Here is a 16,354-nt window from a genome sequence, read left to right as displayed (position 1 = left end):
GCCAACGAACACCGGCAAGACCCATTATGCCATCGAGCGGATGCTGGCCCACCGGACCGGCGTCATCGGCCTGCCTCTGCGGCTCTTGGCGCGCGAGGTTTATGACCGCATCGTCAAGGCGCGCGGCCCCTCGGTCGTGGCGCTGATCACCGGCGAGGAGCGGATCGTCCCCGAGCGCGCGGCCTACTGGGTCGCCACCACCGAGGCCATGCCCGAGGTGCTGGCCGATTTCGTCGCCATTGACGAGATCCAGCTTTGCGCCGACCCCGAACGCGGCCATGTCTTCACCGACCGCCTGCTGAACATGCGCGGCCTGCACGAGACCCTGTTCCTTGGCAGCGCCACCATGCGGCCCGCCATTGCGGCGCTGGTCCCCGAGGCGCAGTTCATGCGGCGCGAGCGGTTCTCGACGCTGTCCTGGGCGGGGTCGAAGAAACTGTCGCGGATGCCCCCGCGCTCGGCCATCGTCGGCTTCAGCGTGGACGACGTCTATGCCACGGCGGAACTGATCCGCCGTCAGAAAGGCGGCTGCGCGGTGGTCATGGGGGCGCTGTCGCCCCGGACGCGGAACGCGCAGGTGGCGATGTACCAGGCGGGCGAGGTCGATTACCTTGTCGCCACCGACGCCATCGGCATGGGGCTGAACCTCGACATCCGGCACGTGGCCTTCGAGGCGACCCACAAGTTCGACGGCCGCCGCCTGCGGCCCCTGTTCCCGCATGAGCTGGGCCAGATCGCGGGCCGCGCGGGCCGCCACACCGAGCCCGGCACCTTCGGCGTCACCGGCGAGGCGCAGCCCTTGGACGAGGGGCTGATCGACGCCATCGAGAATCACCGCTTCCAGCCCATCAGCCGCCTGATCTGGCGCAACTCGGCGCTGGAGTTCGGCACGGTGGACCGGTTGGTCCAGTCGCTGGAACAGCCCTCGGGCAACGAATGGCTGGGGCGCGGGCGCGAGGCTGACGACCTGTCGGCGCTCAAGACCCTGTCGGCTCTGCCCGAGGTGCGGGACCGCGTGACGCATCCCAAGGACGTGCGGCTTCTGTGGGACGTCTGCCGCATCCCGGACTTCCGGGGCATCTCGCCCGCCGAGCACACGACCCTGCTGACGCGCATCTTCGGCTTCCTGCAGGAGGGCGGCATCCCCGGCGACTGGCTGGCGCGGGCCGTGGCGCGGATTGACAAGACCGGCGGCGACATCGACGCGATCAGCAAGCGGCTCGCCTATATCCGCACCTGGACCTATGTGGCGCAGCGCAATGGCTGGGTCAGGGACGAAGCCCATTGGCGCGAGGAAACCCGCGCGGTAGAAGATCGTCTGTCGGACGCGCTGCATGCCGCGCTGACACAAAGATTCGTGGACCGGCGCACCTCTGTCCTGATGCGCCGGCTCAAGCAGAAGGAGAGCCTGGTGGCCGAGGTGAACGACAAGGGCGAAGTGACGGTCGAGGGCGAATTCGCCGGCCGCCTGGAAGGGTTCCGGTTCCGCACCGATCCCAGCGCCCAGGGCGACGAGGCGCGGATGCTGACCCGCGCCGCCTACGAGGCCCTGCGCCCCGAGTTCCACCTGCGCGCGGACCGCTTCTACAACGCGCCGGATACGGAACTGGACTTCACGGTTCAGGGCGGCCTGATGTGGGGCGGCTCGGCCGTGGGCAAGCTGGTCAAGGGCGCCGATCCCCTGAAGCCCGGCATCGAGGTCTTCGTGGACGAGGAAGCGGGCTCGGACGTGGCCGAAAAGGTCCGCCGCCGCTTGCAGCATTTCATCGACCGCAAGATCGCCGCGGGCTTCGAGCCGCTGATGGCGATGCAGGCCGACGAGACGCTGACGGGCCTGGCCCGGGGCATCGCCTTCCGCCTGGTCGAGGCGATGGGCGTGCTGCCGCGCGAAGGCATCGCGTCCGAGATCAAGGAACTGGACCAGGATGCGCGCGGCAGCCTGCGCAAGCACGGCGTCCGTTTCGGCCAGTTCACCATCTTCCTGCCCGCGCTGCTGAAGCCCGCGCCGACTCGGCTGCGGCTGCTGCTGTCGGCTCTGTGGGCCGGGGCGGACGAGTTTCCCGAATCGCCCCCTCCGGGGCTGGTGACGATCCCGAACCTGCCCGACGTGCCGCGCGACTATTACACGCTGTCGGGCTATCACCCGGCAGGCGAGCGGGCGATCCGCATCGACATGCTGGAACGGCTGGCCGACATGCTGCGTGGCCAGGACAGCCGTGCGGGCTTCGAGGCGACCCCCGACATGCTGTCGATCACGGGCATGACGCTGGACCAGTTCGCCGACCTGATGGCGGGCTTGGGCTATCGCGCCGAAAAGGGTGAGCGGGCCAAGGTCCGGGCGGCTGCCCCCGTTGCAGTTCCCGAGCCTGCGCCGGTGCCGGAGGGCGAGCCCGTCGCCCCCATGACCGAGGAGGAAAGCGTCCTCGCCGCCGAGACCCGCGCCCGCTGGGAGGCCGAGCAGGCCGAACGCCAGCGCGCCGAGGCGGAGGCCGCAGCGGCGTCGGGCGAGGCGCCCGTCGAGGCCGAGAGTGCCGAGGCCGGGCAGGCGGACGCCGCCCCGGCCGAGATGGAAAGCTTCTACACCTTCACCTGGGCGCCCCGGCCGCGCGGGCCGCGCCGTCAGGCGGGCGAAGGAGAGGCGCGCGGCAACAACCGCCGCCCGCGCCGCTTCGACGGCCCGCAGGGGCAGGGCCAGGGGCAGCGGCGCGAGGGTCAGCCCCGCGAAGGCCAGCCGCAGGACGCCGCCGCCCCCGAAGGTGCGCGCCGCGACGACCGCCCGCGGGGCGAGCGCCGCTTCGACGGCAACCGTGCACGTGACGACCAGGGCGAGGGCTCGGGCCGTCATGGCAAGGGCAAGCCGCAGGGCAAGGGCGATCGGGGCAAGTCCGAGGGCCGGCAGGGTGGCAAGGATCGGCCACCCAGGGGCGAGGGCGGGCGCAGCTTTGAGGCGCGTCCTCCGCGCAACGACAAGCCGATCGACCCCGACAGCCCCTTCGCCATCCTGGCGGCGCTGAAGAACAAGTCGTGACGCGGGCCGACGGGCAGCGGCACTGATGGCGCGCAAGGGCAGGGACCGGACGCCCGAGGTCGAGGACGCCCCGGCGGACTCGATCCGGCTGGATCGCTGGCTTTGCCATGCGCGCGTCTTCAGGACCCGCACGGTGGCGGCCGAGAGAATCGCGGCGGGGGGCGTGCGCATCAATGGCGCGCCCTGCCGCAAGCCGGGGCACGAGGTGAAGGTGGGCGACGTGGTCACGGCCGCCGCCCCCGGCGGTGTCCGCAGCCTGCGCGTCCTGTCGCCCGGCGAACGCCGCGGCCCGGCCAGCGAGGCGCGCGCGCTTTACGAGGATCTCGACGCGCCGGAGCTTCCGGATGCGCCCGGCGCATGACAACCGTGCAGCGCGGGCCGGGTTGAACCCGCCCGGCGAAAGGCATAGGTGAGGCCCCGCACCTGCCCGCGAGGAACCCGATGACCTATGTCGTGACCGATAACTGCATCATGTGCAAATACACGGACTGCGTCGAGGTCTGCCCCGTGGACTGCTTCTACGAGGGCGAGAACACGCTGGTCATCCACCCGGACGAGTGCATCGACTGCGGCGTCTGCGAACCCGAGTGCCCTGCCGACGCGATCCGCCCGGACACCGAGCCGGACATGGAGGCCTGGGTCGAGTTCAACCGGAAGTACTCCGAGCAATGGCCGGTGATCACCCGCAAGAAGGACCCGCTGCCCACCGCCACGGAAATGGACGGGGTTGCGGGCAAGCTCGAGAAATACTTCTCTCCGAACCCGGGCGAGGGCGACTGAGTCCCTCTGTGTTGACGATCGCGTGAAGCTTCGACATCATCGGCGCACAGGTCCGATTGGGCGCGCGAGCGCTTGAATCCCCCTTCAAGAAGGGGGTGATTCGTGCTATATACTTGTCACATTGGCCGCGTTCTCGGGCGATGGCCAGCTGTTCTGCGGCCGGAAACCTGCCAGCCCAGCCAGCCAAGACAGATCACACGCACCCCAGGAGGACAAGCCCCTTGGGGGTATTTTGCGCCCCGCGAGGCGCGCGCCTTGGAAGGAAGCATGATGTCGAAGACCAAGAAGAACGAGTTTCATCCCGACGATTTCGTGGTCTATCCGGCCCACGGCGTCGGTCGCATCGTGTCCATCGAAGAGCAGGAGGTCGCCGGCCTCCGCCTGGAGATGTTCGTGATCTCGTTCGACAAGGACAAGATGACCCTGCGCGTTCCGACTGCCCGCGCGACCGAGATCGGAATGCGCAGCCTCGCCTCGCCTGATCTGGTGGATCGCGCCTTCGAGACGCTGAAGGGCAAGGCCCGCGTCAAGCGCGCGATGTGGTCGCGCCGGGCGCAGGAATACGAACAGAAGATCAACTCGGGCGACCTGCTGTCCATCGCCGAGGTCGTGCGCGACCTGCACCGCAGCGATGACCAGCGCGAACAGTCCTATTCCGAACGCCAGCTGTACGAGGCCGCGCTGGACCGCCTGACCCGCGAGGTCGCCGCCGTCAGCGGCATGGACGAGGGCGGCGCCCAGAAGAAGGTCGAGGCGGTGCTGACGGCGCGTGCGGCCTGAGGATTTCTTCAAGGCGCATGGATAGGGGGGGCGGGTCCACGGACCCGCCCCTTTCAGTTTCGGCGCGGCTTTATCAGTGCGATGATCAGCGACATGGTCGCGAACCACAGCGCCGCAATCGCCAGCAGCACTGGCGATGCGCTGGCAAGATCGTAGATCCGGCCGCTGATGTCCCGACCGAGAAGCCGGCACCCTTCGGCTGCGCCGCTTGTGAAACTGCAACCCGGCAGGACCAGCGTGGCGGCTGCGGCCGTCAGCCACGCTGCCAGTGCCATGAAGGCGGGCAGGACACGCAGCAGGCGCAAAAGCCGCCTCAAGCCAGCGCCGCCAGGATACGCGCCCAACTGCGCGCGCCCTTCGAGAAGCTTTCCACGTCATACTTCTCGTTCGGCGAGTGAATCCGGTCGTCGTCGCGGCCGAAGCCGATCAGCATCGTGTCCATCCCGAGCATCCGCTTGAAATCGCCTGCAACGGGGATCGAGCCGCCCGCGCCGATGAAGGCGGCCTCGCGGCCCCATTCGGCGGTCAGCGCCTGCTTGGCAGCCGCGAAGGCGGGGTCCGAGGTGTCCATGACGCTGGCCTGCGAATTGCCATGGGCGTGGAACTCGACCGTGCAGTCGGCAGGGACATGGGCGCGGACATGGGCACGCAGGGCCTCGCGGATCGCGTCCGGGTCCTGGGTGCCCACAAGGCGGCAGCTGACCTTGGCACGGGCTTCTGCCGGCAGGACGGTCTTGAAGCCTTCGCCCGCATAGCCCCCGGCGATGCCGTTGATCTCGAAGGTTGGGCGGTTCCAGACCATCTCGAGCCCCGTGCGGCCCTTTTCACCGATGGGCTCGCGCAGGCCCACGCGGGACAGGAACTCGGCTGTGTCGAAGCCCAGCGCCTGCCAGTCGGCGCGCAGTTCGTCCGTCAGCTCGGGGGCGCCGTCGTAGAAGCCGGGCAGGGTCACGCGACCGTCCGCATCCTTGACCGAGGCGAGCGCGTTCACCAGCACCTGGATCGGGTTCGCGGCCAGCCCGCCGAAGCTGCCCGAATGCAGGTCGCGGTCGGCGGCGCGGATGACGATCTCCTCGCCCATCAGCCCGCGCAACTGGGTCGTGATGGCGGGCCGTCCGTCGGCATACATGGTCGTGTCGCAGATCAGCGCGAGGTCGGCCCGCAGCATCCCCGCATTCTCGCGCAGGAAGGGCTGGAGGTTGGTCGAGCCCGACTCCTCCTCGCCCTCGAACAGCAGGATCAGGCCGGAGGGCAGGGCGCCGTGGACGGATCTCCAGGCGCGACAGGCCTCGACGAAGGTCATCAGCTGGCCCTTGTCATCGGCCGCACCCCGGCCGCGGATGACGGGACCCTCGGGCGTGTCCTCGACGGCCGGATCGAAGGGCGGGCGGTTCCACAACTCCAGCGGATCGACGGGCTGGACGTCGTAATGGCCGTAGAACAGCAGGCTGCGCCCCTCGCCGGGGGCGGTGCGCGCCACTACCATCGGATGGCCGGGCGTGTCCATCACCGCTGCGTCAAAGCCGAGACCGGCCAGTTCCTCGCGCAGCCAGTGCGCCGCCGTCCGCACGTCCGCCGCGAAGGCCGGATCGGTCGAGATCGAGGGAATGCGCAGGAACGCCTTCAGCCGCTCGATCGCCTCGGGCAGCCCGGCATCCAGCCGCTCCAGCACCTCGTCCAGCCGGGAATCCGTGGCCATGATCGGTCCTTTCCTTAGCGTATTCATCAAGTTCCCCTACGACTTTTCGTCTCAGGAGAGGGATAAAGGGTGTTAATCGCCGCCATTGATCCTTATCAATGCAAGGACCGCAGGATCGGACGATGGTCCGCTCAGGCGTGTGCCGCAAGCCCAGCCAGTTTCGCAAGGGATCAGGACGATGAACTACGATGCCGCACTCGATCAGGCCCTGAAGCGTCTGCACGATGAAGGCCGCTATCGGACGTTCATCGACATCGAGCGGCGCAAGGGCCATTTCCCGCAGGCGATCTGGAAGCGTCCCGACGGGGGCGAGCAGGAGATCACGGTCTGGTGCGGCAACGACTACCTGGGCATGGGCCAGCACCCGGTCGTGCTGAAGGCGATGCACGAGGCGCTGGACGCGACCGGCGCGGGCTCGGGCGGCACGCGCAACATCTCGGGCACCACGGTCTATCACAAGCGGCTGGAAGCGGAACTGGCGGACCTGCACGGCAAGGAAGCCGCGCTGGTCTTTTCCTCGGCCTATATCGCCAATGACGCGACTCTTTCGACGCTGCGCAAGCTGTTCCCCGGCCTGATCATCTATTCGGACGAACTGAACCACGCGTCCATGATCGAGGGCATCAAGCGCTTCGACGGCGCCAAGCGCATCTTCCGTCACAATGACGTGGCCCACCTGCGCGAGCTTCTGGCCAAGGACGACCCGGCCGCGCCCAAGCTGATTGCCTTCGAATCGATCTATTCGATGGACGGCGACTTCGGCCCCATCGCCGAGATCTGCGACCTGGCGGACGAGTTCAACGCGCTGACCTATCTGGACGAGGTTCATGCCGTCGGCATGTATGGCCCCCGCGGCGGCGGCGTGGCGGAACGCGACGGACTGATGGGCCGCATCGACATCTTCAACGGCACGCTCGGCAAGGCCTTCGGCGTCTTCGGCGGCTATATCGCGGCGACCGCCAAGATGGTGGACGCAATCCGGTCCTATGCGCCGGGCTTCATCTTCACCACCTCGATCCCGCCCGCGGTCGCGGCGGGGGCTGCGGCCTCGATCGCCCATCTCAAGACCACCGAGGGGCAAAAGCTGCGCGACGCCCAGCAGCTGCACGCCCGCATCCTGAAGATGCGGCTCAAGGGGCTGGGGATGCCCATCGACGACCGCGGCAGCCATATCGTGCCCGTGCATGTCGGCAACCCGGTCCATTGCAAGATGCTGTCGGACATGCTGCTGGCCGAGTTCGGCATCTACGTCCAGCCGATCAACTTCCCGACCGTGCCGCGCGGGACGGAACGGCTGCGCTTCACGCCCTCGCCGGTCCATGACCCGAAGCAGATCGACCATCTGGTGCGCGCGATGGATGCGCTCTGGTCACGCTGCGCGCTTAATCGCTCGCACGCGGTCGCCTGAGGGCCAACAAGCAGTGTCGCCCCTCTCGCCCCCGTGATAGCCTGTCCCTAAACAAAGAGGGTCAGATTCGCGTTAGGCGTGAAGCGGACCTTCCAGAATGAGGCAGGCAGACATGAGCGGGACGCGGGCGTCGTCAACGACGGGCGATTCCTTGACGGGTGGGGTGGCTGCGCCGGGTTTCGATGATTTCGAAATGCGGCTTGGCGACATGATGCGTGGAGAGCGCGCGACGATCGGCAAGTCGCTGCTGGATGTCCAGCGCGAGCTGCGGATCCGCGCCTCCTATATCGCCGCCATCGAGAATTGCGACATCTCGGCCTTCGACGCGCCCAGCTTCGTCGCGGGCTACGTGCGGTCCTATGCCCGGTACCTCGGCATGGACCAGGACTGGGTCTTCCGCCGCTTCTGCGAGGAATCGGGCTTCCAGCCCGCGCATGGCATCGCGCCCGCCGCACCCGGCCCCAAGGCGCCCCGCCAGCCCGGCGACCCCACCGAGGCGCTGGCCAATCCCCGCGCGCTGTATCTGCCGCAGCCCGAAAGCTTCTGGTCCTCGCTGGAGCCTCGGGCCGTGGGTTCGCTGCTGGTGATGGCGACGGTCGTCCTCGGCCTCGGCTATGGCGGCTGGTCGGTGCTGAAAGAGGTGCAGAAGGTCAACCTGACGCCCTCGGACCAGGCGCCCGCCGTGGTGGCGACGCTGGACCCGGTGCAGGACGCCGCGCCCGCAGGGGTGCAGGACGTGGCCTCGGTCGACCTGCCACAGCCCGAGGCTCTGGACCGCATCTATCGCCCCCGTGCGCTGGAAGTGCCGGTGCTGACGCCGCGCGACACGCCCATCGCGGCGATCGACCCCGGCCTGCCCGAACAGCAGCCCGCCACGCAGGCCCAGGTCGCAGAGGCAGGGCAGCAGCCGATCCCGGCCGCCGTCCCGCAGGCGGGCGCCCCCGAGGCGCAGATGGCCGCGCAGACGGTGCGGACGCTCGGCCCCGATGCGCCGCAGCTCGAGATCCTGGCGGCCCGGCCCGCCTGGGTGCGCATCAGCTCGGCCGACGGGACGGTGATCTTGGAAAAGACGCTTGATGCGGGCGAGCGCTTTGCGCTGCCGCCGACCGAACAGCCGCCGAAGCTGCGGACGGGGAACTCGGGCGCGGTCTATTTCGCGGTGAACGGCCAGACCTACGGTCCGGCGGCGCCCGGGGCCAAGGTCATCAAGGATGTGGTGCTGTCGCCCGACGCGCTGGCGCAGAACTACGAGGTCGCGGACGTGACGGCCGACCCCGAGCTTGCCAGCATGTTCGCCGTCGCCTCGGCCGCCCCTCTGCCGAGCGAAGGGGGGCCGGCGACCCCCTGACGGGTTCGTGCGGTTGCCCGCGCGGCTTCAAGGGCCTATGTCTGCGGGCGTCAGCCGAAAGGTCCCGCGATGACGCACAACCCCATCCGTCCCTGGCGCAACATCGAACGCCGCCGGTCGCGCCAGATCATGGTCGGCCGCGTGCCGGTGGGGGGCGACGCCCCGATCAGCGTGCAAACCATGACGAACACCGATTCGTCGGACGTGCGCGCCACGCTGGCGCAGGTGATCGCGGCGGCCGAGGCGGGCGCGGACATCGTGCGCGTCTCGACCCCCGACGAGGCCGCGACCCGGGCGCTGCGCGAGATCACGCGCGAAAGCCCGGTGCCGATCGTGGCCGACATCCATTTCCATTACCGCCGCGCGATCGAGGCGGCGCAGGCGGGCGCCGCCTGCCTGCGGATCAACCCTGGCAACATCGGCGACGCCGCGCGGGTGCGCGAGGTCGTGCAGGCCGCCAAGGACCACGGCTGTTCGATCCGCATCGGCGTCAACGCCGGCTCGCTGGAACGCCACCTGCTGGAGAAATACGGCGAGCCGTGTCCGGCGGCGATGGTCGAATCCGGCCTCGACCACATCAAGCTGCTGCAGGACAACGACTTCCACGAGTTCAAGATCAGCGTGAAGGCCTCGGACGTCTTCCTGGCCGCCGCTGCCTATCAGGAACTGGCCGAGGCGACGGACGCGCCGATCCACCTAGGCATCACCGAGGCGGGGGGCCTGCGCGGCGGCACCGTCAAGTCCGCCATCGGCATGGGCAACCTCCTGTGGATGGGGATCGGCGACACGATCCGCGTGTCGCTGTCGGCCGATCCGGTTGAAGAGGTCAAGGTCGGCTACGAGATCCTCAAGTCGCTGGGCCTGCGGACGCGGGGCGTGCAGATCATTTCCTGCCCTTCCTGCGCGCGGCAGGGATTCGACGTGATCAAGACGGTCGAGGCCCTGGAAAAGCGGCTCGAGCACATCAAGACGCCCATGAGCCTGTCGATCATCGGCTGCGTGGTGAACGGCCCGGGCGAGGCGCTGATGACGGACCTCGGCTTCACCGGCGGCGGGGCGGGCAGCGGCATGGTCTATGTGGCCGGGCGGCAGAGCCACAAGATGACCAACGACCAGATGATCGACCATATCGTCGAACTGGTGGAACGCCGGGCCGAGGAACTGGCCCGCGCGCCTCAGGCGGCAGAGTAAGGGTTTCCCGAGGGGCAGGGGGTCTTTCGACCCCCGGCGCCTCGTCGAGCCGCCTTACCCCTGAAGAAACATCGCACTCTTTACAAAATACGCCCCCGCCTGCATGGACGGGGGCTTGCTTTCGCCGGTGGGGCCTTCGGCATTTCCGCCTGTGCCGCGGCAACCCTTCTAGGGCGCGATAGTTAACATTACGTTAACGGCGGCAGTCTTTTTAGACATTCCCCAGGGGCGCGATGTGAGCGCGCTCCCCGGTCCCTCCGGTCAGCCCTGCGTGGCCCTGATCTGCTCGACCGCGGAAGCCAGCCCCGTCGAGGGGATGCCGCGCAGAAGCTCGGGTCCGATGACGAAGGTGGGGGTGCCCATGATCTGCATTTTCTCGGCCAGTTGCCGGTTCTTGCGGATCTCGGCGGACACGTCCTCGGTGTTCATCCGCTGCACGATCGCTTCGGCATCAAGCCCGAGATCCTGCGAGATCGCGTTCAGCGACTCGATCGTGACCGAGCCCCGCATCTCGTAAAGCTTGTCATGGACCGCCTTGTAGGCATCCCCGCCCGCAAGCTGCTTGACCGCGATGGCATAACGCGAGGCGAGGTCGCTTTCCTGTCCGAGGATCGGGAACTCCTTCAGGATCAGCTTGATGTTGCCGTCCTTGGCCACGACCTCGTCCACCTCGGGGGCGACGCGGCGGCAATAGCCGCAGCGGTAGTCGATGAATTCCACGATGGTCAGGTCGCCGTCGGGGTTGCCGCCGACCCACGAATGGCCGTCCTCGAAGATCTCGGCGCTGTTGGCGGCGACCAGCTGCTTGTCGTTCTGGGCCTCGTTGGCGAGGCGCTCGGCTTCCATCGCATTGAGCGACTCGATCAGCACCTCGGGGTTCTGCATGATATAGTCGCGCACCGCCTCGCCGAAGGCCGCGCGCTCGGCCTCGGTCATGTTGGCGGGATCGAAGGCCGCCGCGGGGGTGGCAAGGGCCGCTGCCATCAGCGCGGCCGTCGTCAGGGCTTTCATCATCTGTCCTTTCCCCCAGGTTCGCGCGGACATTGCGCCAGTCCCGGGCGCGCTGTCCACCCCCGCAGGGATCACTGCCGCTTGACCAGCGGGGCAGGAGGGGGCGAAAAGGGCGCCCAAACGAAAAGGGGCAGGCGGATGCGGCAGTCGCGGCGGGGTCAGGTCGATCCCTTCATCGTCATGGATGTCATGGAATCCGCGCGCCGGGCCGAGGCCGCAGGCCGTCACATCATCCACATGGAGGTGGGCCAGCCCTCCACGCCCGCGCCCGCGGCTGCCCTGAAGGCGCTGGGGCAGGAGCTGGCGGAACCCTTGGGCTATACCGTCGCACTGGGCCTGCCCGCGCTGCGCGAGGGGATCGCGGGGCTTTACCGCCGCTGGTACGGGGTGGACCTGGACCCCACGCGGGTGGTGGTGACGCCGGGTTCCTCGGGCGCGTTCCTTCTGGCCTTCGCGGCGCTGTTCGACGCGGGCGACCGCGTGGCGGTGGGCGAGCCGGGCTATCCCAGCTATCGCCAGATCCTGCGCGCCATGTCGGTCGAGCCCGTGGGCATGCAGACCCGTGCCGAGAACCGCTATCAGCCCGTCCCCGAGGACATCCCCGAAGGCGTGCAGGGCGTCATGATCGCCTCGCCCGGCAACCCTTCGGGGACGATGCTGGACCGGCAGGCGCTGGCCGCGCTGGTCGGGCGCACGCAGGAAATCGGGGCGTCGCTGATCTCGGACGAGATCTACCACGGCCTCGACTACGGCCAGCGGGCGGTCAGCGCCCTGGAACTGACGGACGATGTCGTCGTCATCAACAGCTTCTCGAAGTACTTCAGCATGACCGGCTGGCGCGTGGGCTGGCTGGTGGTGCCGCCCGACATGGTGCGCACGATGGACCGGCTGGCGGCCAACATGTTCATCTGCGCGCCCCACGCCAGCCAGGTCGCCGCGCTGGCCGCCCTGACCCCGGAGGCCGAGGCCGAGGCGCAGGCGAACCTTGCCGTCTATGCCGAGAACCGGCGGATGATGCTGGAACGCCTGCCCGCAATGGGCTTCGACCGCATCGCGCCGCCGGACGGTGCCTTCTACGTCTATGCGGATGTCTCGGCCCTGACCCATGACAGCGCGGCGCTGGCCGCCGATATCCTCGACAAGGCAGGCGTGGCGGTCACGCCGGGCGTGGACTTCGACCCGGTGCGCGGGGCGGAAACGCTGCGCTTCTCCTATGCGCGCTCGACCGCGGACATCGCCGAGGGACTGGACCGGCTCGCCCGCTACATGGCCGGGCGATAGGGATGGTGCGCGCGCTGCGGGCCTTGGCTCTGGCGCTGCTGCTGGCTGTGCCGGTCCAGGTAGGGGCCGAGGCGCTCGCCGCGCTCGATCCCGCCCGCACGACGCTGGGCTTCCTAGGCCGCGACCGGGGCAAGCCGCGCCCGCTGGTGCTGACGATCGGGCTGGATCGTGCCGTGCCCCACAGCATCGCCATCATCGACGGCCCGCCCCGGCTGGTCGTGGACCTGCGCGACACCCGGCCGCCCGAGGGTGCGCCTGACGGTCCGCCCTCCCTGCGCTGGGGACCCGCGCCCCAGGGCGGCGCGCGGGCGATCCTGACGCTGCCCGGCCCGATGGAGCTGAAGACCGCGCGCATGGCCACTGCGCCGGACCCCGCGCTGACCCTGCACCTGGTGCCTGTCGCGCCCGAGACCTTCCGCCCCCGCAGCGACACCCTGACCGTCCTGCGCGGCCTGCCGCAGCCGGCGCAGACCGGGCCGGGTGCGCAGGAACTCGCCGACGACCGGCTGCGCGTGGTGCTGGACCCCGGCCATGGCGGCTTCGATCCGGGCGCGCAGGCGGGCGGCATCACCGAGGCCGCCGTCATGCTGGGATTCGCCCGCGAATTCGCCGCCATCCTGCGCGCCCAAGGGATCGAGGTCGTGCTGACGCGCGAGGACGACCGCTTCATCCCGCTGGAACGCCGCACCACGGTCGCGCGGGCAAAGGGCGCGGACCTCTTCATCTCGCTGCACGCCGACGCCCTGCCGGAAGGCGAGGCAGCGGGGGCCACGATCTACACCTGGGACGGGCGCTCGAACGACCGCGCCGCGCGGCAGCTCGCGCAGCGGCACGACCGCAGCGACCTGCTGGCGGGGATGGACCTGTCGGACACCGACGAGGACGTGAGCCGCGCGCTGATGGACCTGGCCCGCATCGGCACCCAGCCCCGCAGCCAGGATGCGGCGCGCCATCTGGTCGCCAAGCTGAACGAGGCAGGCGTCGTCATGCACCGCACGCCCGTGCGCGGCGCGGCATTCTCGGTCCTGAAATCGCCCGACATTCCGTCCCTGCTGATCGAACTGGGCTTCCTGACCCATCCCGACGACCGCGCCAACCTGTTCGATCCTGACTGGCGCGAACGGGTGGCGCAGGCGCTGACCCGGGGCATCCTCGCCTGGTCGGCGGACCGGGACGGGCAGGGGGGCGCCCAGGGCGCCACCCGCTGACGCAAGCTTTCTTTGACCCGAAGGGGGTGTGGCGCTATAGGAACACCTCGCTCAATGTCGCGGTAGGCTCCATCAGTGATCCGTTTCGTCCTGAACTTCCTCGGCGGGGTCTTTTCCTGGTTCGTGACCGCCGGGGTGTTCCTGGCGCTCGTGGTGGGGGGGATCTTCTGGATCTATTCGCGCGACCTGCCGAGCCACGAGGCCCTGGCGAGCTACGCCCCCAAGACCATCAGCCGCATCTATTCCGGCGAAGGCCGCCTGATCGACGAGTTCGCGGAAGAACGCCGCATCTTCGTGCCGATCGAGGAGATCCCGGACCTGGTGAAGCACGCCTTCATCTCGGCCGAGGACAAGAACTTCTACCAGCACCGGGGCTATGACCCGCGCGGCATGGCAGGGGCGGCGGTGCAGGCGATCCAGACGCGGGGCGAAAGCGTGCGCGGCGCCTCGACCATCACCCAGCAGGTGATGAAGAACTTCCTGCTCGATTCCTCGCGCAGCGTCGAACGCAAGGTCAAGGAACTGATCCTCGCCACCCGGCTGGAAAACACCCTGTCCAAGGACCAGATCCTCGAGCTTTACCTCAACGAGATCTTCCTGGGCCAGAACAGCGCCGGGGTCGCGGCAGCGGCGCAAACCTATTTCAACAAGTCGCTGAGCGAGCTTGCCCCCCACGAGGCCGCGACGCTCGCCGCCATGCCGCAGGCCCCCTCGCGATCGGTCGTGCGCGACAAGGAGCGCATCACCGAGCGGCGCAACTATGTCCTGCGCGAGATGTGGCAGAACGGCTACCTGACCGAGGCCGTCTATCGCGCCGAATCCGCCTTGGCCCTGAAGTCCGTGCAGAACGGCGACTATCCCGCCTTCCGCAACAGCCTGCCGCCGCGCGACTATTTCACCGACGAGATCCGGCGCCAGCTGTCGCAGCAGTTCGGCGAGGACGAGTTCTTCACCGGCGGGTTGCAGATCCGCGCGACCATGGACCCGGCGATGCAGGAGGTCGCCGCCAAGTCGCTGCAGGACGCGCTGGAACGCTATGATCGCGGTATCGGCGTCTGGCGCGGCACGGGCCAGGTGATCCCGCCCGAGGACCTGGGCTCCGAGGACCGCTGGCGCGCGGCGCTGGCCAAGGCCAAGGTGCCGCGCGACATCGAGGGCTGGCACCCGGCCGTCGTGCTGGACCTGACCGAACGCGACGCCATCATCGGCATCGAGGGCGTCGCGCAGGAGGACGAGCCCCACATCATCCCTGCCAAGGATGTGCAATGGGCGCGCAAGCTGATGCCGGGGCGCGAGCGCGCGCCGCAGGCGAAGGTGGCGTCCGACCTGCTGTCGATAGGCGACGTGGTGATGGTCCGGCAGATGACGGACGACGACACCGGCGCCTTCATCCGCTGGACGCTGCGGCAGGTCCCGACGATCCAGGGCGGCTTCATGGCGATGGACGTGAACACCGGCCGGGTTGTCGCCATGCAGGGCGGCTTCAGCTATCAGTCCTCGGTCTTCAACCGGGCGACGCAGGCGATGCGGCAGCCGGGCTCGGCCTTCAAGCCCTTCGTCTATGCGGCGGCGCTGGACCGGGGCTTCACCCCTGCGACGATTGTCGCCGACGAGCCGATCACCGTGAACACGCCGCAGGGCTTGTGGACGCCCAAGAACGCGGGCGGCGGCTTCTATGGGCCGACGCCGCTGCGGACGGGGATCGAGCAGTCCCGGAACCTCATGACCATCCGCATCGCCCAGGACATCGGCATGGACACGGTGGCGAAATACGCCGAGCGCTTCGGCGTCTATGACCACCTGTCGCCCTTCCTCGCCAACAGCCTCGGCGCGCAGGAAACCACGCTGTTCAAGATGGTCGCGGCCTATGCCATGTTCGCCAACGGCGGCGAGCGGGTGGAACCCACGCTGGTGGACCGCGTGCAGGACCGCCGCGGCCGCACCGTTTATCGCCACGACAAGCGCGCCTGCGTCAATTGCCAGCAGGGCGCGCTGCCTCCGAACCAGCCGCCGGTGATCGAATCCGACCGCGAGCGGGTGATGGATGCCATCACCGCCTATCAGCTGACCTCGATGCTGGAAGGCGTGGTCAAGCGCGGCTCGGGCAAGGGCGTCAAGCTGCCGGTGCCGGTCGCGGGCAAGACCGGGACCACGAACGACGCCAAGGACGTGTGGTTCATCGGCTTCACCTCGAACATCGTGGCGGGCTGCTACCTGGGGTTCGACGAGCCGCGCAGCCTGGGGTCGAACGCCTATGGCGGGACGCTCTGCGTGCCGGTGTTCAACTCGTTCATGCGCCAGGCGGTGAAGAAATACGGCGGCACCGCCTTCAAGGTCCCGCCGGGCGGCTATTTCGCCGACGTGTCCTATGGCAAGTTCACCGTCTCGGAATACTTCCGCGAGGGGTCTGTCGTGGTCAGCCGGGTCGTGGACGGCGGCTTTGACCGCGGGTCGAAGAAAAGCAGCGACGTCACCGAGACGACGGAAAAGGCCGTGACCACCTCGACCGGCAAGCGCAAGGTCATCCCCAAGAAGGCCGATTTCAACAGCATGAGCGCGGGCGGGCTTTACTGACCGCCGCTTGTGCCGAACGCCCACGCGCGGTATCAGCCTCCTCCTA

The 16,354-nt window shown here is 68.7% G+C and carries 13 protein-coding genes; 10 read left to right on the top strand and 3 right to left on the bottom strand.

Annotated elements, in window-relative coordinates:
• Positions 1-40: 40 nt before the first annotated feature.
• The 4 genes from ACFFII_RS05490 (at position 41) to ACFFII_RS05475 (ending at position 4,588) form a co-directional block, all read left to right on the top strand.
• Positions 41-3,028 (top strand): helicase-related protein, encoded by a 2,988-nt coding sequence (locus ACFFII_RS05490; RefSeq protein ID WP_512700626.1) that lies wholly within the window; start codon positions 41-43, stop codon positions 3,026-3,028.
• 25 nt (positions 3,029-3,053) lie between these two features.
• Positions 3,054-3,389, top strand: coding sequence for an RNA-binding S4 domain-containing protein (locus tag ACFFII_RS05485; RefSeq protein ID WP_377697879.1), 336 nt, complete (start codon positions 3,054-3,056; stop codon positions 3,387-3,389).
• An 80-nt stretch (positions 3,390-3,469) separates the two neighbouring features.
• On the top strand, positions 3,470-3,808 hold the full coding sequence (gene fdxA / locus ACFFII_RS05480; RefSeq protein ID WP_377697878.1) for a ferredoxin FdxA: 339 nt from the start codon (positions 3,470-3,472) through the stop codon (positions 3,806-3,808).
• 270 nt (positions 3,809-4,078) lie between these two features.
• Positions 4,079-4,588: a CarD family transcriptional regulator gene (locus ACFFII_RS05475; protein ID WP_090753082.1), complete on the top strand. Its 510-nt coding sequence runs from the start codon at positions 4,079-4,081 to the stop codon at positions 4,586-4,588.
• 53 nt (positions 4,589-4,641) lie between these two features.
• Here the strand turns inward: ACFFII_RS05475 and ACFFII_RS05470 are convergent, their stop codons facing one another.
• Together ACFFII_RS05470 and ACFFII_RS05465 are read right to left on the bottom strand one after the other, a co-directional pair.
• Positions 4,642-4,863, bottom strand: a complete 222-nt coding sequence (locus ACFFII_RS05470) for a hypothetical protein (protein ID WP_377697877.1) — start codon at positions 4,861-4,863, stop codon at positions 4,642-4,644.
• Between the two features lie 38 nt (positions 4,864-4,901).
• On the bottom strand, positions 4,902-6,287 hold the full coding sequence (locus ACFFII_RS05465; protein WP_377697876.1) for a dipeptidase: 1,386 nt from the start codon (positions 6,285-6,287) through the stop codon (positions 4,902-4,904).
• A gap of 178 nt (positions 6,288-6,465) precedes the next feature.
• On the opposite strand from ACFFII_RS05465, the gene hemA reads away from it, so the two are divergent.
• The 3 genes from hemA (at position 6,466) to ispG (ending at position 10,234) form a co-directional block, all read left to right on the top strand.
• Positions 6,466-7,695, top strand: a complete 1,230-nt coding sequence (gene hemA / locus ACFFII_RS05460) for a 5-aminolevulinate synthase (RefSeq protein ID WP_377697875.1) — start codon at positions 6,466-6,468, stop codon at positions 7,693-7,695.
• A 193-nt stretch (positions 7,696-7,888) separates the two neighbouring features.
• Positions 7,889-9,043 (top strand): helix-turn-helix domain-containing protein, encoded by a 1,155-nt coding sequence (locus ACFFII_RS05455; RefSeq protein ID WP_377697874.1) that lies wholly within the window; start codon positions 7,889-7,891, stop codon positions 9,041-9,043.
• Between the two features lie 69 nt (positions 9,044-9,112).
• Positions 9,113-10,234 carry a flavodoxin-dependent (E)-4-hydroxy-3-methylbut-2-enyl-diphosphate synthase gene (gene ispG, locus ACFFII_RS05450; RefSeq protein WP_377697873.1) on the top strand — a complete coding sequence of 374 codons (1,122 nt, stop codon included), beginning with the start codon at positions 9,113-9,115 and terminating at the stop codon, positions 10,232-10,234.
• 261 nt (positions 10,235-10,495) lie between these two features.
• Here ispG and ACFFII_RS05445 read toward each other — a convergent pair whose 3' ends face one another.
• On the bottom strand, positions 10,496-11,245 hold the full coding sequence (locus tag ACFFII_RS05445) for a DsbA family protein (RefSeq protein ID WP_377697872.1): 750 nt from the start codon (positions 11,243-11,245) through the stop codon (positions 10,496-10,498).
• A 138-nt stretch (positions 11,246-11,383) separates the two neighbouring features.
• Here ACFFII_RS05445 and ACFFII_RS05440 point away from each other — a divergent pair, with 138 nt between their 5' ends.
• The 3 genes from ACFFII_RS05440 (at position 11,384) to ACFFII_RS05430 (ending at position 16,308) form a co-directional block, all read left to right on the top strand.
• Positions 11,384-12,526: a pyridoxal phosphate-dependent aminotransferase gene (locus ACFFII_RS05440; RefSeq protein ID WP_377697871.1), complete on the top strand. Its 1,143-nt coding sequence runs from the start codon at positions 11,384-11,386 to the stop codon at positions 12,524-12,526.
• Between the two features lie 2 nt (positions 12,527-12,528).
• Complete coding sequence (locus tag ACFFII_RS05435; protein WP_377697870.1) at positions 12,529-13,734, top strand: N-acetylmuramoyl-L-alanine amidase family protein; 1,206 nt, start codon at positions 12,529-12,531, stop codon at positions 13,732-13,734.
• A gap of 75 nt (positions 13,735-13,809) precedes the next feature.
• Complete coding sequence (locus ACFFII_RS05430; RefSeq protein ID WP_377697869.1) at positions 13,810-16,308, top strand: penicillin-binding protein 1A; 2,499 nt, start codon at positions 13,810-13,812, stop codon at positions 16,306-16,308.
• Positions 16,309-16,354: the final 46 nt, after the last annotated feature.

It is taken from the genome of Paracoccus niistensis, from assembly GCF_042432925.1.
Classification (GTDB): Bacteria; Pseudomonadota; Alphaproteobacteria; order Rhodobacterales; family Rhodobacteraceae; genus Paracoccus; species Paracoccus niistensis.
Note: the sequence above shows the minus strand (reverse complement) of the source record. Positions and strands in the feature narration are given on the sequence as shown.